Origin of the sequence: Nocardioides guangzhouensis, assembly GCF_004519545.1 — a bacterium.
In the GTDB taxonomy this organism is placed as follows: domain Bacteria; phylum Actinomycetota; class Actinomycetes; order Propionibacteriales; family Nocardioidaceae; genus Nocardioides; species Nocardioides guangzhouensis.
The window spans coordinates 82,737-103,260 of the sequence record NZ_SDKM01000008.1; the positions used below are offsets into that span (position 1 = coordinate 82,737).

General features: G+C 73.4%; 17 protein-coding genes. 8 read left to right on the forward strand and 9 right to left on the reverse strand.

The genetic code is table 11. The features are described from left to right. Positions 1-58 precede the first annotated feature (58 nt). Both EKO23_RS07210 and EKO23_RS07215 read left to right on the forward strand, forming a co-directional pair. Positions 59-1,351 carry an MFS transporter gene (locus EKO23_RS07210; RefSeq protein WP_246050950.1) on the forward strand — a complete coding sequence of 431 codons (1,293 nt, stop codon included), beginning with the start codon at positions 59-61 and terminating at the stop codon, positions 1,349-1,351. A gap of 159 nt (positions 1,352-1,510) precedes the next feature. Continuing rightward, a complete protein-coding gene (locus tag EKO23_RS07215) occupies positions 1,511-2,347 on the forward strand; it encodes a class II glutamine amidotransferase (protein ID WP_134715667.1) in 837 nt (278 codons plus the stop codon). A gap of 57 nt (positions 2,348-2,404) precedes the next feature. Here EKO23_RS07215 and EKO23_RS07220 read toward each other — a convergent pair whose 3' ends face one another. Further along, positions 2,405-4,639 (reverse strand): peptidoglycan DD-metalloendopeptidase family protein, encoded by a 2,235-nt coding sequence (locus tag EKO23_RS07220; RefSeq protein WP_134715669.1) that lies wholly within the window; start codon positions 4,637-4,639, stop codon positions 2,405-2,407. A 312-nt stretch (positions 4,640-4,951) separates the two neighbouring features. Here EKO23_RS07220 and EKO23_RS07225 point away from each other — a divergent pair, with 312 nt between their 5' ends. Next, on the forward strand, positions 4,952-5,305 hold the full coding sequence (locus EKO23_RS07225; protein ID WP_134715671.1) for an MmcQ/YjbR family DNA-binding protein: 354 nt from the start codon (positions 4,952-4,954) through the stop codon (positions 5,303-5,305). Positions 5,306-5,339: 34 nt separating this feature from the next. On the opposite strand, the gene EKO23_RS25670 is transcribed toward EKO23_RS07225, so the two are convergent. Next, positions 5,340-5,945, reverse strand: a complete 606-nt coding sequence (locus EKO23_RS25670) for a DUF1707 SHOCT-like domain-containing protein (protein ID WP_175582673.1) — start codon at positions 5,943-5,945, stop codon at positions 5,340-5,342. A gap of 46 nt (positions 5,946-5,991) precedes the next feature. On the opposite strand from EKO23_RS25670, the gene EKO23_RS07235 reads away from it, so the two are divergent. Next, a complete protein-coding gene (locus tag EKO23_RS07235) occupies positions 5,992-6,966 on the forward strand; it encodes an NAD(P)/FAD-dependent oxidoreductase (protein WP_134715675.1) in 975 nt (324 codons plus the stop codon). 14 nt (positions 6,967-6,980) lie between these two features. Here EKO23_RS07235 and EKO23_RS07240 read toward each other — a convergent pair whose 3' ends face one another. Further along, the gene (locus tag EKO23_RS07240) at positions 6,981-7,577 is read right to left on the reverse strand and encodes a TetR family transcriptional regulator (protein WP_134715677.1); all 597 of its coding nucleotides are present in this window, start codon (positions 7,575-7,577) and stop codon (positions 6,981-6,983) included. Between the two features lie 67 nt (positions 7,578-7,644). On the opposite strand from EKO23_RS07240, the gene EKO23_RS07245 reads away from it, so the two are divergent. The 4 genes from EKO23_RS07245 to EKO23_RS07260 all read left to right on the forward strand — a co-directional run bounded on the left by EKO23_RS07245 (position 7,645) and on the right by EKO23_RS07260 (position 11,177). Then, on the forward strand, positions 7,645-8,913 hold the full coding sequence (locus EKO23_RS07245; RefSeq protein WP_134715679.1) for a glycosyltransferase family 4 protein: 1,269 nt from the start codon (positions 7,645-7,647) through the stop codon (positions 8,911-8,913). Continuing rightward, positions 8,907-9,626, forward strand: a complete 720-nt coding sequence (locus EKO23_RS07250) for a class I SAM-dependent methyltransferase (RefSeq protein WP_134715681.1) — start codon at positions 8,907-8,909, stop codon at positions 9,624-9,626. Before EKO23_RS07245 ends, EKO23_RS07250 begins: the two co-directional genes overlap by 7 nt. Beyond that, on the forward strand, positions 9,616-10,710 hold the full coding sequence (locus tag EKO23_RS07255) for a prenyltransferase/squalene oxidase repeat-containing protein (RefSeq protein ID WP_134715683.1): 1,095 nt from the start codon (positions 9,616-9,618) through the stop codon (positions 10,708-10,710). Before EKO23_RS07250 ends, EKO23_RS07255 begins: the two co-directional genes overlap by 11 nt. A 95-nt stretch (positions 10,711-10,805) precedes the next feature. Further along, positions 10,806-11,177: a hypothetical protein gene (locus tag EKO23_RS07260; protein WP_175582674.1), complete on the forward strand. Its 372-nt coding sequence runs from the start codon at positions 10,806-10,808 to the stop codon at positions 11,175-11,177. Positions 11,178-11,189: 12 nt separating this feature from the next. Here the strand turns inward: EKO23_RS07260 and EKO23_RS07265 are convergent, their stop codons facing one another. From EKO23_RS07265 to EKO23_RS07290, 6 genes are all read right to left on the reverse strand, one after another. Continuing rightward, complete coding sequence (locus tag EKO23_RS07265; RefSeq protein WP_246050951.1) at positions 11,190-11,879, reverse strand: class I SAM-dependent methyltransferase; 690 nt, start codon at positions 11,877-11,879, stop codon at positions 11,190-11,192. Further along, positions 11,876-13,123 carry an alpha/beta hydrolase gene (locus tag EKO23_RS07270; protein WP_175582675.1) on the reverse strand — a complete coding sequence of 416 codons (1,248 nt, stop codon included), beginning with the start codon at positions 13,121-13,123 and terminating at the stop codon, positions 11,876-11,878. Before EKO23_RS07270 ends, EKO23_RS07265 begins: the two co-directional genes overlap by 4 nt. A gap of 249 nt (positions 13,124-13,372) precedes the next feature. Further along, positions 13,373-14,767 carry a metallopeptidase TldD-related protein gene (locus EKO23_RS07275; protein WP_134715685.1) on the reverse strand — a complete coding sequence of 465 codons (1,395 nt, stop codon included), beginning with the start codon at positions 14,765-14,767 and terminating at the stop codon, positions 13,373-13,375. Beyond that, the gene (locus EKO23_RS07280) at positions 14,767-16,287 is read right to left on the reverse strand and encodes a TldD/PmbA family protein (protein WP_134715687.1); all 1,521 of its coding nucleotides are present in this window, start codon (positions 16,285-16,287) and stop codon (positions 14,767-14,769) included. The genes EKO23_RS07275 and EKO23_RS07280 overlap by 1 nt, the downstream gene beginning before the upstream one ends. Positions 16,288-16,314: 27 nt before the next feature. Further along, positions 16,315-19,320, reverse strand: coding sequence for an AAA family ATPase (locus EKO23_RS07285; protein WP_134715689.1), 3,006 nt, complete (start codon positions 19,318-19,320; stop codon positions 16,315-16,317). Beyond that, positions 19,320-20,519, reverse strand: coding sequence for an exonuclease SbcCD subunit D (locus EKO23_RS07290; RefSeq protein ID WP_134715691.1), 1,200 nt, complete (start codon positions 20,517-20,519; stop codon positions 19,320-19,322). Before EKO23_RS07290 ends, EKO23_RS07285 begins: the two co-directional genes overlap by 1 nt. Between the last annotated feature and the right edge of the window lie 5 nt (positions 20,520-20,524).

A 20,524-nucleotide genomic window follows, 5' to 3' on the forward strand; every position in this document is an offset into this window, starting at 1 on the left:
GCCCGCCGGGGGTGAGACCGGGCCGGGGCGAGGGTGGCCCGACGGTAGGATCGCCGGAGTGACGCAGCCCTCCCCGACCCGCCTCCAGGGTCCGTGGCTGGTCTGGCTGGTCGGGCTCCTCGTCTACATGCTCGCGGTGTTCCACCGCTCCTCGCTCGGGGTCGCCGGGCTGGCCGCGACGGACCGCTTCGACATCTCCGCCGCGCAGCTCGCGACGTTCACGATGCTCCAGCTTCTCGTCTACGCCGGCATGCAGATCCCGGTCGGGCTGCTGGTCGACCGGTTCGGCTCGCGCAGCGTGCTGCTCGTCGGCACCACGCTGCTCACCCTGGCCCAGGTCGGCTTCGCGCTCGCGACGACGTACCCCCTCGCGCTGCTGGCTCGCGCCTTCGTCGGAGTCGGCGACGCGATGACGTTCATCTGCGTGCTGCGCCTGGTCAGCAGCTGGTTCCCGGTCCGGCGGATCCCGCTGGTCACCCAGCTGACCGGGACCCTGGGCCAGCTGGGGGCGGTCGCCGCCGCGGTGCCGATGACCTGGGCCCTCGGCCACCTCGGCTGGACCCGCGCCTACCTGCTGGCCGCCTCGTTCGGGGTCGTTCTCGCGGTCGCGGCGTACTTCTCGCTGCACGACGCCCCGACCGCGCGGAACCTGCGCGGTGCCCGGCTCTCGTTCGCCGCCGTGCGCGCCAGCCTGGCCGCCTCCTGGGCACACCCCGGCACCCGGCTCGGCTTCTGGATGCACTTCACCACCCAGTTCAGCGCGACCGTGATGGCGCTGCTGTGGGGCTACCCGTTCTTCGTCCGGGGCGAGGGCCGGTCGGCGGCCGTCGCCGGTCTGCTGCTGACCCTGCTCGTGGTCGCGATCATGGTCTCCGGGCCGGTGCTCGGCTGGCTGGTCGGCGCCCACCCGTGGCACCGGTCGACGATGGTGCTCACGATCGTCTCCTCGATCGTCACCGTGTGGACCGTGGTGCTGCTGTGGCCCGGCAACGCACCGCTGCCCCTGCTGGTCCTGCTCACCCTCGTGGTCGGGGTCGGGGGACCGGCCTCGATGATCGGGTTCGACCTCGGCCGGACCTCCAACCCTCCCGAGCGGTTCGCCTCCGCCTCGGGGATCATCAACCAGGGCGGCTTCTGCGCGTCGCTGGTGCTGGTCGTGGTGATCGGCCTGGTCCTCGACTGGCGCACCCCCGGCGCGTCCGTGGCGTACACCCCGTCCGCGTTCCGGTGGGCGATGAGCGCGCAGTACGCACTCTGGGGGCTCGGCCTCCTCCAGATCTGGCGCTACCGCCGACGCACCCGCCGGGTGGTCTCCCGCGACGAGCTGACCGCGGTGGCGCGCGGCCACTGAGCCGCGGTCCTCGCTGGCCCGCGGTTCACCCGAGTCGGGCGAACCGCGGGCCGGTCCGGGGCCCCATGCTGAGCCGGACGCGACACCCCACCGGCGCGGGCAGTGCAGGGGACCGCCCGCGACCGGTGGTCGCCGAGATGGTCGCGGCAGGAGGTCGTCATGTGTCGCTGGCTCGCGTACTCCGGTTCGCCGGTCCTGCTCGAGGAGCTGATCTACAAACCGCAGAACTCGCTGGTCGTGCAGAGCCTGCACTCCCGCCTGGGTGCGGAGCCGACCAACGGGGACGGCTTCGGGGTCGGTTGGTACGGCGCCCCGGAGACGCCCGGGGTGTTCCGGAGCACGGACCCGGCCTGGAGCGACCGGAACCTGCAGGAGCTGGCCGGGCACATCTCCTCCGGCCTGGTGCTCGCCCACATCCGGGCCTCGATCGGCTCGCCGGTCCAGCAGACCAACTGCCACCCGTTCCGGCACGGACGCTGGCTCTGGATGCACAACGGCTACCTCGACGGCTTCGCCCGCATGAAGCGGGACCTGGTGATGGCGGTCGACCCCGACCTGTTCCCGCACATCGAGGGGTCCACCGACTCCGAGGTGTTCTTCTTCCTCGCCCAGACGTTCGGGCTCACCGAGGACCCACCCGCGGCGGTGGCGCGGGCGGTCGGCTTCATCGAGGACACCGCGCAGCGCAACGGGATCGCGTTCCCGGTGCAGATGACCGTGGCCACCACCGACGGGGAGTCGATCTGGGCGTTCCGGTACTCCAGCGAGGGTCAGTCGCGGTCGCTGTTCCACAGCACCGACGTCTCCACGCTGCGCCACCAGTACCCGGACAACCCCACCCTGCACGGACTCTCCGACGAGACCCGGGTGGTGGTCTCCGAGCCGCTCGGCGACCTGAAGGGGGCCTGGCGCGAGGTGCCCGAGTCCACCTGCGTGACCTTGCGGGCCGGGGAGGAGCAGCTCACGCCGTTCCGCCCCGAGCGCGCCGGCAGCTGAACGTCGTCACCGGAGGCGCGTGGTCACGACCGTCGCCGCAGGTGGCGGACGGGCCGGTCAGGCGGCCCGGCCGAACTCCCAGTGCCAGGGCTCCGGCTTGGACCCGCCGGCCCGCGCCCAGCCCGGCAGGTGGTAGCCGAACCGGCCGGCGTTGGCGACCATCCAGGCGTGCTTCGGGCTGCGGAACGACTCGATGCCCCCGCACAGGTCCACCGCCAGCCCCCAGCCGTGGTTGGAGGTGCCGGGCACGGCGCCGAGGACCGGCTTCTTGGCGTAGGTGCGCACCTGCTGCGCGTAGGAGCGGTAGGAGTCGGTGATGCAGAGGCGACCGCCGTTCGCCTTGGCGTAGGCGGCCGACATGGCATCGAACGCGTGGGCGGCGTCGCAGCGCAGGCGATGGCCGGCGGCGGACTGGAGGCCGCACAGCGCCGACGCGGGGATCATCCCGTTCGCGTGCCCGCCCCAGCCGCCGGCCGCCGCGCCGCCACCGGCGAGGAAGATCATCGGGTCCATCGGGTGGCCCGCCAACCGCACCTCGAAGTGCAGGTGCGGGCCGGTGGCGTTCCCCAGCCCGCCCACCTGCCCGATGATCTGGCCGGCGTTGACGTGGTCGCCGGTCTGCAGGTGCGTGTAGCTCATGTGCGCGTAGAGGGTGCTCAGCCCGTCGCCGTGGTCGATGCTGACCAGGTTCGGCCCGCCCCAGGGGCTCTTCGAGACGGTGACGGTGCCGGTCTTGGCCGCGTGCACCGGCGTACCGACGGGAGCGGCGAAGTCCAGGCCCGTGTGGAACCCGGAGGACCAGCGCGCCCCGGGGTCGCCGAACTGCCCGGTGAACCGGTAGCTGCCCTTCTCCAGCGGGAACTCCATCCCCGACGCGGAGGCCGGGATCTCCTCCGCGCCGCACCGCATGACGGTCCCCCCTGCGGACGGCGCGGCGTTCGCTCGGCCGCGGGGCAGGGTGACCCGCCCGACGGCGTACGGCGTGCCGGGGTACTCGCGGACCCCGACCTGGCTGCTGGTGGCGTCTGCGGCGAGCATCAGGCGCCCGCCCAGGTTGATGCCGACGTGCTGGACACCCGCTCCGGGGTCGGCGAAGAAGACGAGGTCGCCGACCTGCGCGGTCTCCGCGGGCACCAGCGTGACCTGGCGGAACTGGTCGACCGGGTCGGCGCCGAGCGCCTTGGCGGGCGACTGCCACGCGGCCCGGACCAGTCCGGAGCAGTCGAACGTGTCCGGTCCTGACTTGCCCGAGACGTAGGGCCTGCCGAGGTCGGCGAAGGCCCGGGAGACCGCGTCGACGGTCTCGGCGGGCAACACCGGGACCCGCTTCCCGTGGAAGCGCACCGAGGCGATGCCGGTCACCCGCTTCCGGTCGACCGTCAGCGGCGCGAGCCGGTAGGGGAGACGCTTCCGGTCGAGGTCCTTCGCCCGTGGCGGCACCACGTGCGCCCCGTCCAGGGTCTTGAGGTAGCGCTGCCACGCCTTCAGCGCCGACTGGTTGCGGCTGCGCTGCTCGGCGTCGGCGAAGCGGGCCTCCTGCGCGGCGGCAGCCAGGGCCGCGTTCGCGGTGGAGGCCACCTTGGCGGCCCGGACCTGGATGTCCTTGAGCAGCACCTCGGTCTCCGCCGCAGCGTCGTCGGCCTTGCTCCGCAGCTCGGTGGCCTGCTGCGAGAGCACGTCGGCCTCCTTGCGCTCGGCGTCGAGCACCTCGACCGTCATCGACTGGGTCGAGAGCACCTCCTGGGCGGTGATCGCCTCCGCGTAGATCTGGTTGATCGACTGGTCGGGGTTGGTCAGCACCATGGTCAGGGCGTTGGAGGAGATGCCGTCGGTGTAGTACTCCTCGACCTGCTGGCCCATCACCTCGCCCGCCTCGTCGGCCTGGGCGAGCGCGGCCGCGGCCTCGGTCTCGGCCTTCTCGGCCGCGATCTTCGCCGCCGCGGCGTCCGAGGCCGCCTGCTCGTAGACCATCGACGCCTTGATGAACTCGGTCCGGGTCCTCGCCGCGCGGGCCTGGAGCTGCGCCACGCTCAGGCCACTGAGGTCCACCGTCGGCGGAGTCGCCTCCGGGACCTTCCCGGCGAGCGCGGAGCCCGCCCCCGCCGCCTGCGCACGGAGCCGGCCAGTCCGGGTGTCGACGTCGTCGACGCCGGCCACCGGCTCGGCCGGGTCGGCTGCGGTCAGCGCCGAGGCGGCCGGGAAGCGGGACGTCGCCGACGTCGCGGCGGGAGCTCCCGGCTGCGAGCTGCCGGACTGTCCGACGGAGAGGACCAGGGCAACCAGCGCGGTCACGGCGGCAGCCTGCAGCGCGCGGCGCGGGGGCGTCGCTCGGTGGCTGGGCCGGGCGTGCACAGTCGGACTCCTCGGGGGTGGTGACATGCCGCTGCCCGCAGCCGGGGCCGGGGGAAGCGGCGACTCCACCAAGGAAACGGGTAGTGGCACTCTTCATCACGCCGAATGGGCGGAGTTGGTGCTACCGGACTAGGCCATTGGTTCGTTCGAGCGCATCCAGTCGCCCGCCCGGACTACGGCTGGTCCCCGACCGACCGACAAACCGGACCATCCGGATCATCGTGCGGACGCAGCACGGCGTAGGTTCGCCCCATGGACGTCTCGGAGATGGAGGCCTACTGCCTGTCCAGGCCGGGCGCCTGGCCGGACAACCCGTGGGGGCACGAGCACCCCGTGATCAAGGTCGCGGACAAGATCTTCGCATTCCTCGCGGCCGGGTCGGTCGGCGTGAAGGGCGGCGCCACCCGCGACGTGGCCGACGAGTGGCTGCAGCGGTATCCCGACGACGCCTCGGTCATGGCCTACATCGGCCGGTCGGGCTGGAACAACCTCGCCCTCCGCGGGGCGATCCCCGACGACGAACTGCTGGAGGCGGTGGACGAGTCCTACCGGCTCGTCGTCGCGAAGCTGCCGAAGAAGCATCGGCCGGCGGGCTGGGACAGCTGACTGCGGTCCCGGCTGGCCGGCGTACGGCGCGGGGTCAGCCGCGGTCGTCCCAGCGGCGCCGGTGCGGGCCGCGCTGGTGCCAGTAGGGCTGCCCGGGGCCGAGGAAGCGCTTCTGGAGCTCGTCGATCGCGAGCGACTTGCGCTCCCGCTTCTCCAGCCGCCGGGTCTCCTGGGCGATGATCTCGTCCCGGTTGAAGGTCACCCGGGCGAAGTGCAGGCCGGTGACGGCCATGACGATCAGCGGCCACGGGAAGTATGCGCCGGCGAGGACGGACGTGGCCAGCCACACCGCCCAGCAGATCCCGGAGACCCCGATGAGGCGCCACAGGGCCTCGCGCCGCATGCTCTCCCAGCGTGCCTCGGCCCGCTGCGGGATGGCCTCCATCGCCCGTGCCGTGCTGGAGATGATCGCGGTCGGCACCAGGTCGTCGATCAAGGGCGGCAGGTCACCGAGCACCCGGGCGATGCCGGCGGCGTCCACCCGCTCGTCGAGCTCGTCCCGGTCCAGACGGCCCTCGGCGTAGGCATCGGCGAGCACGCGTCGGACCAGGTCCCGGTCGGCGTCCGAGGCCCGCAGGGACGCGTGCGCGCGGTCGCGCGGGTCGGCAGAGAACTGCTGCCACACGGACGGGGTGGACATGGCGTCATCGTAGGCCGATGCCCCACAAGCAGGGCATGATCGGCACGTGGCCACGACTCTCGAGACCGACCTGCTCGTCATCGGCGCCGGCCCCACGGGCCTCTTCAGCGCCTACTACGCCGGCTTCCGCGGCCTTCGCGTGGCCGTGGTGGACTCGCTGCCCGAGCTCGGCGGGCAGATCACCGCGATGTACCCCGAGAAGGCGATCCTCGACGTCGCCGGGTTCCCGACCGTGAAGGGCCGCGACCTCGTCGCCGGGCTGGTCGAGCAGGCCGGCACCGCCGACCCGACGTACCTGCTCGGCCGGACCGCCAGCGCGCTGACCTCCGGCCCGGACTCGGTGACCATCGGGCTCGACGACGGCACCGAGGTGGTCGCCAAGGCGATCCTGATCACCGCCGGCATCGGCAAGTTCAGCCCGCGCCCGCTGCCCGCCGCCGACGGCTGGGAGGGCAGGGGAGTGGAGTTCTTCGTCCCCAGCTTCGACCCGTACGCCGACAAGGACGTCGTGATCGTCGGCGGCGGCGACAGCGCCTTCGACTGGGCGCTGCACCTCGAGCCGGTGGCACGGTCCGTGACGCTGGTGCACCGGCGCGACGCGTTCCGGGCGCACGCCCGCACCGTCGAGCAGGTGCGCGCGTCCTCCGTGGACATCGTGACCCGGGCCGAGGTGACGGCGCTGCGCGGCAACGGGACCCTCGAGTCGGTGGAGATCACGGTGGAGGGCGAGGCCACGACCCGGCCGGCCCAGGCCGTGGTCGCGGCCCTGGGCTTCGTCGCCGACCTCGGCGCGATGAAGGAGTGGGGGCTGACCCTCGACAAGCGGCACGTCGTGGTCGACTCCGCGATGCGCACCAACCTGCACCGCGTGTTCGCGGCAGGGGACATCACGGAGTACCCCGGCAAGGTCCGGCTGATCGCGGTCGGTTTCGGCGAGGCCGCGACCGCGGTCAACAACGCCGCGGTGGTGATCGACCCCGAGGCCCACGTGTTCCCCGGGCACTCCAGCGAGGGGTCCTGACGCGCGCCGGGACGTCAGCGCAGCAGCAGCCGCGCGGCCACGTCGAGGGACTTCTCCACGTCCCCGGGCGACGTACGGCCGGTGACCCAGCCGACCAGCGCCGCCAGCCAGACGTCTCCGATCACCTTCGCGATCGCCACGTCCTCCTCGGACGGCTCGGCGCCGGGGTGCATGGCGTCGGTCAGCGCGCTGGTCAGCATCCGGCCGACCCGGTTGATCTCGGTGGAGACGCCGGCGTCGGCGAACATGAACGCCCGCACCAGGGCCTCGGTGAGCAGAGGGTCCTGCTTGAGGTACGTCGTGCTCCGGCCGAGGACGTGCATCACCCGCGCATGCGGGGTGTCCCCGAGTGCCGGCGACCCGGCGAGCTCGGCCTGGGACTGCTCGAACTCGCGCGCGAGTGCGGAGACCAGCAGGTGCACCTTGGACGGGAAGTAGCGGTAGAGCGTGCCCAGCGCCACGTCGGCGCGCTCGGCCACCGCGCGCATCTGGACCGCGTCGAAGCCGCCCTCGGAGGCGAGGGCGATGGTGGCGTCGAGGATCCGGCGGTGGCGGTCGCGCTGGGCCTCGGACCCGAGCGCCTCCTGGGTGAGCGAGCTGGTGGCCTCCACGTCGCCACCCTAGCCAGTGGCGGACGCAACAGGAACACGTTCCAGTCCCGCGTGTAGCCTTCTCGCCATGCGCGTCGCACTGCTGTCCTACCGCAGCAAGCCGCACTGCGGCGGCCAGGGGGTCTATGTCCGCCACCTCAGCCGGGAGCTCACCGCGCTGGGCCACGAGGTCGAGGTGTTCTCCGGCCAGCCGTACCCCGAGCTCGATCCCGGCGTCCGGCTCACGAAGGTGCCCAGCCTCGACCTCTACCGCGAGCCCGACCCGTTCCGCACCCCGCACTGGCGCGAGATCCGCGACCTCGTCGACGTCGAGGAGGTCCTCACCATGTGGACCGCGGGATTCCCGGAGCCGAAGACGTTCAGCAAGCGCGTCGCGAAGGTGCTCCGCCCGCGCCTCGACGACTTCGACGTGGTCCACGACAACCAGGTCCTCGGCTACGGGATCCTCGACATCCGCGAGGCCGGTCTGCCGCTGGTGACCACGCTGCACCACCCGATCACGTTCGACCGGCGCGTGGACCTCGCCGCCGCCGCGACGTGGCGCAAGCGGCTGACCCTCCGCCGCTGGTACGGCTTCCTCCGCATGCAGGGCAAGGTGGCACGGCAGGCGACCCGGATCCTCACCCCGTCAGAGTCCTCGGCCCGCGACATCGTGCTCGACTTCGGCGTCGACCCCGAGAGGATCCAGGTGATCCCGCTGGGCGTCGACGACGTGTTCGTGCCACCCACCGAGCCGCGGGTACCCGGGCGGATCGTCGCGATGGCGAGCGCGGACGCACCGATCAAGGGCGTCTCCACGCTGCTCGAGGCGTTCGCCAAGCTGCGCACCGAGCGGGACGTCGAGCTGCTGCTGGTGACCCGTCCGCAGCCCGGCGGCCGGACCGAGAAGCTGATCGAGAGCCTCGGCCTCGCGGACTCGGTCCGCTTCGTGCACGGGATCACCGACGCCGACCTGGTGGAGGTCATGGGCTCCGCGGAGCTGGCCTGCGTGCCGTCGCTCTACGAGGGCTTCTCGCTGCCGACTGCCGAGCTGATGGCCTGCGAGACCCCGCTGGTGGTCAGCCGGGCCGGCGCGATCCCCGAGGTGGTCGGTCCCGACGGCCTGTGCGCCGACCTGGTCGAGCCCGGCAACGTGGACCAGCTCAAGGACGCGATCGCGGCGCTCCTCGACGACCCGGAGCGCCGGGCCGCCCTCGGCCGCGCCGGCCGCCAGCGGGTGCTGGAGCGCTTCAGCTGGCGAGCGGTCGCCCGCACCACCGCCGCGGCGTACGACGACGTGATCAGGCAGGCGCGCGGCGAGCGCGCCCCGGCAGGAACCGAGGACGACCCGTGCTGACCGTTGACTTCGACCGCCTCGGGCTCCAGCCCGGGGAGCGGGTGCTGGACATGGGCTGCGGAGCCGGCCGACACGCGTTCGAGATGTACCGCCGCGGCGCGGACGTGATCGCCTTCGACCAGGACGCCGACGAGCTGTCCGGCGTCCGTGAGCTCTTCGTCGCCATGCAGGAGGCCGGCGAGGTCCCCGACGGCGCCGAGGCCGACGTGAAGGAGGGCGACGCGCTGGCACTGCCGTTCGCCGACGGCGAGTTCGACCGGGTGGTGGCGGCCGAGGTGCTCGAGCACATCCCCGCCGACCTCCAGGCCATCGACGAGCTGGTCCGGGTCCTCCGCCCGGGCGGCACGCTGGCCGTCACCGTGCCCCGGTGGTTCCCGGAGCTGGTGTGCTGGAAGCTGTCGGACGACTACCACAACACGCCGGGCGGCCACATCCGGATCTACTCGGACAAGGAGCTGATCGGGAAGGTCACCAACGCCGGGCTGGTCTTCGAGGGCAAGGACCACGCGCACGGCCTGCACACGCCGTACTGGTGGCTCAAGTGCGCGGTCGGAGTGAAGAACGACGACCATCCGCTGGTGAGGGCCTACCACCGGCTCCTGGTCTGGGACATCATGAAGCGGCCCCGCGCCACCCGTGCCGCCGAGGCGGTGCTCGACCCGCTGGTCGGCAAGAGCATGGTGCTCTACTTCCGGAAGCCCGATGCCGGCTGAGGTCCCCGCCCTCCCCGGGCTGCTGAGTGCCGAGCAGGTCGCCGAGACGGCGGCCTCGATCGCCGCGATGCAGGAGCCGGACGGCGCGGTGCCGTGGACCCCCGGCCAGCACACCGATGCCTGGAACCACGTCGAGGCGGCGATGGCGCTGCTGGTGGGCGGCGAGGTGGCCGCGGCCGAGCGTGCCTACGCGTGGTGCCTGGCCACCCAGAGATCCGACGGGTCGTGGCCGATGAAGCTGGTGGCCGGGACGGTCGAGGACGCCAGCGGCGAGACCAACATGGCGGCGTACCTCGCCGTGGGTGCCTGGCACCACTGGCTGGTACGCCGCGACGAGGCGTTCGTGACGCGGGCCTGGCCCGCGGTCCGCCGGGCGCTGGACTGGGTGGTCTCCCTCCAGCTCCCGTTCGGGGGTATCGCCTGGTCGCAGGAGTGGGCCGACTCCCGCCCCGGGCGGGTCAACGAGGAGGCGCTGCTGGCCGGGTCCTCGAGCATCTACCAGTCGCTGCGTGCCGGGGTCGCGCTCGCGGATCTGGTCGACGAGCCGCAGCCCGAGTGGGAGCTCGCCGGCGGCCGGCTCGGCCACGCGCTGCGTGAGCACCCGGACCTGTTCCTCGACAAGTCCGAGTTCTCGATGGACTGGTACTACCCGGTCCTCGGCGGCGCGGTCCGCGGCGAGGACGCCCACGCCCTGCTGGAGGGCCGGTGGGACACGTTCGTGGTGGACGGCCTGGGGATCCGCTGCGTCGCCCCGAACCCCTGGGTCACCGGCGCCGAGACCTGCGAGCTGGCCCTCGCGCTCGACGCGGTCGGCGACCGCCGGCGGGCGCTGCGACTGCTGTCGGACATGCAGCACCTGCGCGGCGAGGGCGGCGGCTACTGGACCGGCTACGTCTTCCCCGACGACGTGAACTGGCCGGCCGAGCACACGACGTACACCGCGGCCGCCGTGCTGCTGGCCGTCGACGCCCTCAGCCGCACCACGCCGGGCTCCGGGATCATGCGCGGGGAGAGCCTGGCCTCCCACTTCGGCGAGCTCGCGCTGGAGTGCGGTTGCCCCTCCGGGGCCACCGTCCGCTCCTGACGGGTCCGTCGACCTGCACGCGCGGCACCTCGGGCTCTACCGGGCTGCCCGACGGACGGCAAGCATGGAAGCAGACCCGGAAGGGAGGCACCGTCATGCAGTGGGACCTGGGCCTCGAGGGGATGGCCGTGCTCGGCGTGATCTCGCTGGGCTTCGGCGTGCTCGGCGGGCTGCTCGTCGGGGACGGCTGGGCCCGCCGGCTGTGGGCGGCCGCGGTGACCGCCGTGGCGTGCTTCGGCGTCGGCCTGCTGACCAGTGAGTGGCTGTTCGGCTGGGCGACCGAGGACGAGCTCCAGCCCAACGTCGACGGACTGTCCCGCGACGAGGTGCTGCTGTCCAGCCTGTTCACCACGGTCCTGGTCGTGCTGGCAGTGCGCTACCTCGCGCGCCGGGCGCAGCAGCCGATGGCGCCGGGTGGCCGGCACCTGGTCGGGCGTCATCGCGGGCACCCCACCGGCCACGCGTGACCCCACGGCACCTCAGGGCGCGGTGAGCGAGGGGTCCCACGGGACCGGGTCACCGGCGGTGCCGCGCACCCGGCGCAGGACCCGCACCGAGCCGAGCGCCTCGACCTCCTCGAAGTCGCCGGAGGCGAGCGCCTGCAGGAACACGAGGTACGGCGGGCGGCCGCCGTCGGCCGGGTCGGGGAACACGTCGTGGATCACCAGCAGCCCTCCAGTGACCAGCCACGGCGCCCAGCCGGTGTAGTCGTTGCGGGCATGCACCTCGGCGTGCCCGCCGTCGATGAACACCATCGACACGGGAGTGCGCCACAGCCCGGAGACCGTCGTCGAACGGCCGACCACAGCCACCACCTGCTCCTCCAGGCCGGCCGCCGCGATGGTCGCCCGGAACGTCGGGAGCGAGTCCATCAGCCCGGTGTCGTCGACGACCAGCGAGGTGTCGTGGTGCTCCCAGCCGGCCTGGTTCTCCTCCGACCCGCGGTGGTGGTCGACGGTGAGGACGGTGCCGCCGACCTCGCGGGCCGCGGCGCCGAGGTAGATCGCGGACTTGCCGCAGTAGGTCCCGATCTCGAGCACCGGTCCGTGCGGCAGCCGCTCCCGGGCCACCCGGTGCAGCAGGAGCCCCTCGTCCTCGGGCATGAACCCCTTGGCCGCCCGAGCGTGCGCCAGCAGGTCGGCCGGCATCCCGGCCGGGTCGGTGGTCACGACGCGCGCACCGGCGACCGGCCGCGCTCCCGGAGGTAGCCGTTCCAGTGCCAGGTCAGGTAGCGGTCCACCGCCCGCACCACGTGGGTGCAGCGGACCGAGCCGAAGATGTCCCAGGCGTGCTGGGCTCCCGGCAGCTCGGCGTACGCGACGCTTCGCTTGGACACCTCCCGCAGTCGCGACACGAACAGCCGGGGCTGCTCCACCGAGACCAGAGTGTCGTGGGTGCCGTGGATGACGAAGAAGTCCGGGGCGTCCGGGGTGATCCGCAGGATGGGGGAGCCCGCCTCGAAGACCTCGGGGTCCTCCTCCCAGGTCCGCTGCACGATCCGGGGCGCCAGGAACCGGTCGCGCATCCCGATCGCCGAGCGAAGCCCGGTCGCGCCGGCGAGGTCGTAGACGCCGTAGTGCGGCACCGCCACCTGCACCGAGGTGTCCGCCTCCTCGAAACCCGGCTGGTACGTCGGGTCGCCCGGTGTGAGGGCGGCCAGCGCGGCCAGGTGGCCACCGGCGGACCCGCCGGTGATCGCGAGGTAGTCGGGGTCGCCGCCGTGGTCCGCGATGTGCTCGCGGACCCAGGCGATCGCGCGCTTGACGTCGATGATCTGCGCGGGGAACGGGTCGCGGGGCGCGAGCCGGTAGTTGATGGCGACGCAGATCCAGCCGCGGGACGCGAGGTGGGTCATCAGCGGGAGCGCCTGCCGGTCCTTCTCGCCGATCGTCCACGCACCGCCGTGCACCTGCAGCAGCACGGGCGCGTGGTCGTGTTGGAGGTGGCGCGAGCGGTAGATGTCGAGGTGCCCACGCCGGCCGGCCTCGCTGTAGGGGATGCCCCGGACCACCTCGATGTCGGGGGTGAGGATCCGGAACGGGTTGACCAGCGAACGCACGTGGCCGCGGGCGCCGGTGGGGGCGGGCAGGTCGTCGAGCTGGTCGGCGTACCCCACGCCGACCGCCTCGGTGAGCGCCTGCTCCAGCCGACGCTCGTCGCGCGCCGCCTGCCGGGTCAGGTGCGCCAACGCCAGCCCGTTGGCCGCGGCCAGCGCCAGCCCGGCCCTGCTGCTGCGTCCGCGCACCACACTGGTCGCGGCGTCGGCGGCGGTCAGCGCGAGCAGCTGCGGCGCGAGCTCGTTGGTGAGCATCCCGGTCACGAACGCGGGGATGCCCGCCCGCCAGCCCGGCACCGGGCGGAGGGCGTTCGCGGTCAGCGCGGACAGGACGATCTGGCGGCGGAGGAGACCCACGAGCCCATCCTAGGTGGGAGGTAGAACGTGTTCCCGTTCGGGCTCGCGGTGTCGTAACCCTGCAATTGCGGCCGCGTGACATGGCGCCGGCGCCCTCGACGTGCCGCAACCCCGCAATTGCAGCCGTACGACATGTTCGCGGCCCTGAAATGTGTCACGCGGCTGCAATTGCGGCCGTACGACGGACAGCGGGGTGGTAGCACCGTCACAACCTCGCAATTGCGGCCGTACGACGGACAGGCCCGGGTGTCAGAGCGCCTGGGAGACGCTCGACATGTTGAAGTCGGGGATCCGCAGGGCGGGGGTGGCGGTCCGGGAGAAGTAGTCGTCGCCCCACTCGCGGCTGAAGCTCGGCTCGGTCGCGGAGGCGTGGCTGAACCGCGCCAGCAGGTCGATCGGGCTCTCGTTGAACCGGAAGTTGTTGACCAGCCCGGTGATCTCGCCGTCCTCCACGAGGTAGACGCCGTCGCGGGTCAGGCCGGTCAGCAGCATGGTCTGGGCGTCGACCTCGCGGATGTACCACAGGCAGGTCACCAGCAGGCCGCGCCCGGTGCCGCGGACCAGGTCCATCACCCCGCCGGTGCCACCGTCGACCTCGAGCAGCAGGTTGTCGACGAACGGGGTGACCGACTGCCCGGTCATGTCCGCGGTGTGACGGGTCTGCACCAACGAGGTGAGCTCGCCGTCGCGGATCCAGTCGGTCGACTCGAGGGCGAGGCCGTTGTCGAAGACGCTGGTGGTGTTGCTGGACGACGACGCCACCACGAACGGCGCGCAGCCCAGGCCGGCGTACGACGGGTCGCTGCGGAGGGTGACTCCCTCCTTCGCGATCCGCTCACCGATCCGGATGCCGCCGTCGCGCGCGGAGTAGACCGACTGTCCCTCGTGCGCGACCCGCGCTCCGGCGCCCCAGTAGGCGTCGATCATCAGGTCGGCGACCGAGCCGGGCGGCAGGATCGTGTCGTAGCGGCCGGCCGGCAGGTCCACGCGGCGGCGACCCCACGCCAGCCGCTGGGCGAGCTCCTCGTCGATGGCGGTGGCGTCGACGTCGGCGAAGTCGCGGGTGGCGCCACCGACCCAGGCGCTCTGGCTGAGGTCGCTGGTCTTGCCGGTGCAGCCGTAGTGGCCGGTCGGCTGGACGTGCCGGAGCCGCAGGCCGGTCGAGGAGCCGAGGTACGTCGTGACCACCTCGTGGCTGACGAAGCCGTAGAGGATCCGTCCCATCGCGTCGGCGCGGCCGAACGCCTCGCCGAGGGCCGGGGCGAACGTGTCGAACACCGAGATCGAGGTCTGCTCCGGACGCTCCGCCCAGTCGCTGGTGGCCTCGCCGGCGACCAGGTCGGCGGCGTCCTCGGCGGCCGTGGCGACCGAGGCCGCGGAGTCGGCGGCCTCGACCAGCGCGGTGACCTGGGCGGTGGTGGTGGCGCTGCCGGTGACCGAGCCGGTGGCGACGCCGTCGGCCCGCTTCCGGAACGCGACCACAGTGACGTCGAGGCCGTGCATGACGCCGTTGGTGGTGAGGGTGTTCACCGCCCAGCGGAGGTTCGCGGAGGTGCGGGCCCGGACGATCACCACGCAGTCGTCGCTGCGGCTGGTGGCGAGCGCGTGCTCGACCAGGGTCTGGGGCGACGTCTTGGTTGCCATCAGCGGCCTGCCTCGTCGTTGGTGTTGAGGATGCGGACGTTGCGGAACAGCGAGGTCGGGGCGCCGTGGCTGACCGCGGCAATCTGGCCGGGCTGGGCCTTGCCGCAGTTGAACGCGCCGTGCAGCTCCCAGGTCTGCGGACCGCCGACCGCCTCGAGGGAGTTCCAGAAGTCGGTGGTGGTCGCCTGGTAGGCCACGTCCCGCACCTGCCCGGCCAGCCGTCCGTCCTCGATCCGGTAGAACCGCTGGCCCGTGAACTGGAAGTTGAACCGCTGCATGTCGATCGACCACGACTTGTCGCCCACGACGTAGAGCCCCCTCTCGACCCGAGAGACGAGGTCCTCGGTGGACGGGCCGTCGGGGTCGGGCTGCAGCGACACGTTCGCCATCCGCTGGATGGGGATGTGGCCGGGGGAGTCGGCGTACGCGCAGCCGTTGGAGCGGCCGTCGTTGAGCTCCGGCTTGAGGTGCGCCATGGGCCGGTCGAGCTGGTAGCCGACCAGCACGCCGTCCTTCACGATGTCCCACGACTGGGTCTCGACCCCCTCGTCGTCGTACCCGATGGTGGCGAGGCCGTGCTCGATGGTCCGGTCGCCGGTGATGTTCATGGCAGGGGAGCCGTACTGCAGCGTCCCGAGCTTGTCGTACGTCGCGAACGAGGTGCCGGCGTAGTTCGCCTCGTAGCCGAAGGCCCGGTCGAGCTCGGTGGCGTGGCCGACGGACTCGTGGATGGTCAACCAGAGGTTGGACGGGTGGATCACCAGGTCGTAGGTGCCGGCCTCGACGCTGGGCGCGACCAGCTTCTCCGCGAGCAGCTCGGGGACCTCGGCCAGCTCGGCGTCCCAGTCGTGCAGCCGGCCCTCCAGGAACTCCCAGCCGCGGCCGACCGGGGGAGCCGTCGAGGCCATCGAGTCGAACACCCCGGACTCGCGGTGCGTGCCCATCGCCTCGAACCACGGCTGCATGCGGATCCGCTGCTGGGTGGTGCGGGTGCCGGCCAGGTCGGCGTAGAACTTGTTCTCCTGGACCTGCTGGAGGCTGGCCGCCGCGTGCTCGACGGCGTCGTGGGCGGTGAGCCGGCGGGTCCAGTCGACCAGCAGCGCGGACTTCTCGGCGACCGGGACGTCGAGCGGGTTCACGTCGTACGCGGAGACCCAGGTGACGTCGTCGTGGACCGGCTCGGGAGCCAGCCGCACCTTGCGGGTGGTCATCCGGGCCGCGACCATCGCGACCTGCACCGCCTCCTCGGCGATCCGGACCGCCTCGTCGCTGGTGAGCACCACGCCGGAGGCGAAGCCCCACGCGCCGTGGTGGATGACCCGCACCGCGAAGCCGAGGTCCTCGTGGTCGCTGGCGTCCTGGAGGGCGCCGTCGCGCACGGCGAGGTGCTGGTAACGCACCCGCTCGAACCGGAAGTCGGCGTGCGAGACGTTGAAGTCCCGGGCCCGGCTGAGGGCCGCGTCGGCCAGCTTGCGGTACGGCAGGGCCGTGAAAGTGGGGTCGACCACGGGCGCGCTCATGCGCTCGAACCTAGCCGAGGCCGGTGATCAGGCGTGGGACCGCCCCACGGCGACCGTGGATCCGCCGCGCTGCTTGCTGACCACCAGCTGGGTGGGGATCCGGCTGCGCAGCTCGGCGACGTGGCTGACCACGCCGACCACGCGCCCGCCGTCGCGCAGGGAGTCGAGCGTGCCCATCACGTCGTCGAGGGTGTCGGCGTCCAGCGCCCCGAACCCCTCGTCGACGAACAGGGTGTCGAGGTCGGCTCCACCGGCCTCGGCGGTGACCACGTCGGCCAGCCCGAGCGCCAGTGCCAGGGACACGACGAACGTCTCGCCGCCGCTGAGCGTCGCCGGGTCGCGAGCCTCGCCGGACCACTCGTCCCGGACCAGGAGGCTGAGCCCGCCCCGGGTCTCGCCGGCGCCGCGCCTGCCGGTGTGCTCGAGGGTGTAGCGCTGGTCGCTCATCCGCAGCAAGCGGTGGTTCGCCGCCGCGACCACCTGGCTCAGCCGCCAGGCCAGGACGTAGGCGGAGAGCCGCATCCGCAGCTCGTTGTCGGCCGACTTGCCCTCGACGAAGGAGGCGAGCTCGGCGGCGGTCGCATGGGCCTCGCGCACCGGTCGCCACCCGGCCAGCTCGGCAACGAGGTCGGTCTCGAGCGCTGCCACGCGGGCGGCCCGGGTGGCGGCGACGTCATGGGCCGTCCGGGCGGCTCCGAGGGCGTCGTCCGCCGCAGCCAGGGCGACGTCGAGCGCGGCCGGGTCGGGTGCCGGTCGGGTGGCGGCGTCCGCCAGCGCCGGATCGGCCAGCACCGCCTGCACGCCGGCCAGCCGGGCGTCGTACGTCGCGACCGCGGCCTCGAGGCCGGCCAGCCGGTCGGCGGGCAGCACCGCGGCGAGCGCATCGTCGAGACCGGCGAAGTCCTCGGACGCCAGCCACGTGTCGCGCTCGCGTGCCGCCTCGTCCGCGGCCCGCTCGGTCGAGGCGTGCCGCTCCGTGGAGGTGACCGCGGCAGCGACGGTGTCGACCAGTGCGGTGGCCTCGGCCACGAGGTCGGACAGCGCGGCGTGACCGCCGGGGGCGAGCAGGGCGTCGACGTCGGCGCGGGTGCGGGCGGCATCGGCCTGGGCGGCCGCCACCCGGCTCCGGAGCGCGGCGAGCTCGACCCGGACGGCAGTGAGGTCGTCCCGGGCGTCGACCAGCGCGGTCTGGGCGCGGTCGAGCTGCCCGGCCAGGTCGTCGCGGCTCTCGGCCGGCCCGCGGAGCTCCTCGCGCTCGGCACGGAGGGAGGCGAGCGTCGCGCGCACCTCGTCGACCGGGTCGGTGCCGGCCTCGGACTCGGCCACTCCCAGCGACGCGAGCAGGTCGCGCACCAGTGCGTCGCGCGCCGCGCGGTCCGCCTCGGCGTCGTCGACGGCCCGGCGCGCGGTCTTCTCGGTCTCCGCGGTCGGGGCGCCGTCGGAGGGGACCGCCTTCTGCGGGTGGTCCTCCGAGCCGCACACCGGGCAGCAGGCGCCGACCGCGAGGTCGAGCGCGATCTCGGCGGCCATGCCGTGCAGCCGGGCCTCGCGGACCTCCAGCCACCGCTCCTTGAGCGCCTGGCAGGTGTCGACCGCGGTGCTCAGGTCGGCGCGTGCCGTCGCGAGCCGGGTGCGCAGGGTGGCCGCGCGCTCGTGGGCGGCCAGGCGGTCGGCCTGCTCGGCGACCAGCCGGGCCAGGTCGCCGATCCGGCCGGCAGCCTCGCGCGCGGCCGTGAGGCGCTCGGCCAGGGCGGTGACCTCCGCCGGCAGCTCGGCCACGCGGCTGGCGAGGCGGGCATCCTCGGCGAGCAGGTCGGCCTCGGTGGCCCGGTCGGTCGCGATCCGCTCCCTCAGCGCGGCGAGCTCCTGCTCGCGCGGCAGCAGTGCCCGGGCGGCGGCGACCGTGTCGCGGGCGCGGGTCTCGGCGGCGGCGAGGTCCTCCGGCGACGGGTCGGGCACGTCGAGCAGGGCGGCGGCCGCGACGACCGCGGTGAGGGCGGCCTCGCCGGCGCGGTCGCGCTGCTGGGCGCTGGAGACGGCCAGGCGGTGCAGCGGGACCACGGGCGCGGCCCGACGGGCGCGGACCAGGCGGTCCCGGCGACCCGCCTGCTCGCGGGCGACGTCGTCCAGGGCCGCGAGCTCGGACCGTGCCGCCGCGTGCCGCTGCTGCTGCTCGTGGAGGCGGTGGCCCGCGTCGCGGTCGCGGCGGGCCGCCTCGGCGACAACCGAGGCGTGCGCCAGGCGCGCCGTGGTCCGCTCCGCTGCCGCGCGGGTCCGGGTCACCAGCCCGCCGGCCCACGTGGCCAGCGCGTCCGTGCGTGCCGCGTCCGCGAGGTCGTCGGCGTCGGCGGGCTCGGCGTGGGCCTCGTCGGCGGCCTCGTGCAGCCGGGCCACGACCGCGGCGACGTCCTGCTCGTGCCGCTGCGAGCGCCGGTGCAATTCGCGGGCGTGCTCGCGCAGCCAGCGCTCCATGTCCTCGAAGCGCCGGGTGCTGAACAGCTGCGACAGCAGCCGGTGCCGCTCCTCGGACCGGGCCCGCAGGAAGGTCTGGAAGCGGCCCTGCGGGAGCATCGCGACCTGGCAGAACTGCGGCATCGTCATCCCGACCAGGTCCGTGACCAGATGGCCGGCCTCGTCCATCCGTGACGAGAGCGCGCGCCAGCCCTCGCCGGCCCGCTCCTCCACCAGCACGTGCGCCTGCTCCGTGGTGTGCCCGGTGCCGCGCTTCTTGGGCCGCTGCCAGGTGGGGGAGCGGGTCATCCGGAACCGGCGTCCGGACAGGGTGGCCTCCAGCACCACCCGTGGGGGCACACCCGGCAGGGCGGTGTCGCAGCGGAACCGCTTCGCGCTGGAGCGGTCACCGGGGACGTCGCCGTAGAGGGCGAAACAGACGGCGTCGAGGATCGAGGTCTTGCCGGCGCCGGTGCGGCCGCTGAGCAGGAACAGTCCGGCGGCGGAGAGCGCGTCGAAGTCGACGGTCACGGTCTCCGCGAACGGCCCGAACGCCGTCACCTCGAGGCGGTGCAGCCGCATCAGCCGGCACCCTCGAGGTCGAACAGGGTGGCCTCGACCGGGTCGAGGTCGCGGTCGGGCGAGCACGCGTCGCAGGCGTCGCGGAGCAGGCGGGACTCGGCGGCGCTCGCGGGCCGACCGCGGAGCTCGCCGAGGAAGTCGACGGCGATGTCGTGGTCGGAGCGCCCCGCGACCGGGCGGTACGACGCGGAGCCGGGGCGGGCGCCACCGGCCGGCTCCCAGGCGAGCCGGAGCGTGTGGGGGAACCGTCGACGCAGCCGCTCCATCGGCTCGTGCGGCCGCTCGGCGTCGGTCAGGGTGGCCTGCACCCAGGCGTCCTCGTGGTCGGCCAGCCGCGGGTCGGAGAGCAGGTCGACCAGGTCGCCGGCGAGGCGCTTCAGCCGCCGCGGGACGGGCGCCTCGACGAACTCGGCGGCGCCCACCCCGTCGCTGCCGAGGTCGACCAGCCAGGAGCCCTTCAGGTGGTCGGCCTCGGAGAAGGAGTAGGCGAGCGGCGAGCCGCTGTAGCGCACGGACTCGGTCAGGGTGTGCCGGCCGTGCAGGTGGCCGAGCGCAGCGTAGGAGACCCCGTCGAAGACCGTGGTCGGGACGATGCTCACCCCGCCGACGCTGATGTCGCGCTCGGACTCGCTCTCGGTCACCCGCGTGCCGTCGCCGGCGACGAACGCGTGCGCCAGGACCACCGACCGGGTGCCGCCCGGGCGCGCGGCCAGGTCGACGCGGACCCGGCGCATCGCCTCGGTCAGCGCCGCCTCGTGGCTACGGTGGGCCAGCGCCCACGGCTCCCGGAGGTGGTCCGGGTCGAGGTAGGGCAGCCCGTAGACCGCGACCGGTCCGTGCTCGTCCTCGAGCAGGACCGGGGTGCCGACACCGCTGGCCCGGGTGCGCAGGTGCAGCCCGGCGGCGTCGATCAGGTCGGCGCCGAAGCCGAGCCGCTGCGCGGAGTCGTGGTTGCCGCTGGTGACCACCACGCGGGCGCGGGAGGCCGCGAGCCGGGTGAACGCCTCGTTGGCCAGGTGCACCGCGTCGACCGGCGGCAGCGCCCGGTCGTAGACGTCTCCGGCGAGCACCACCAGGTCGACCTGCTCCTGCTCGACCACCTCGAGCAGGTGGTCGACGTACGCCGCCTGGTGCCCGAGCATGCCCTCGCGGTGGAAGGACCGCCCGAGGTGCCAGTCGGAGGTGTGGAGGATGCGCACACGGA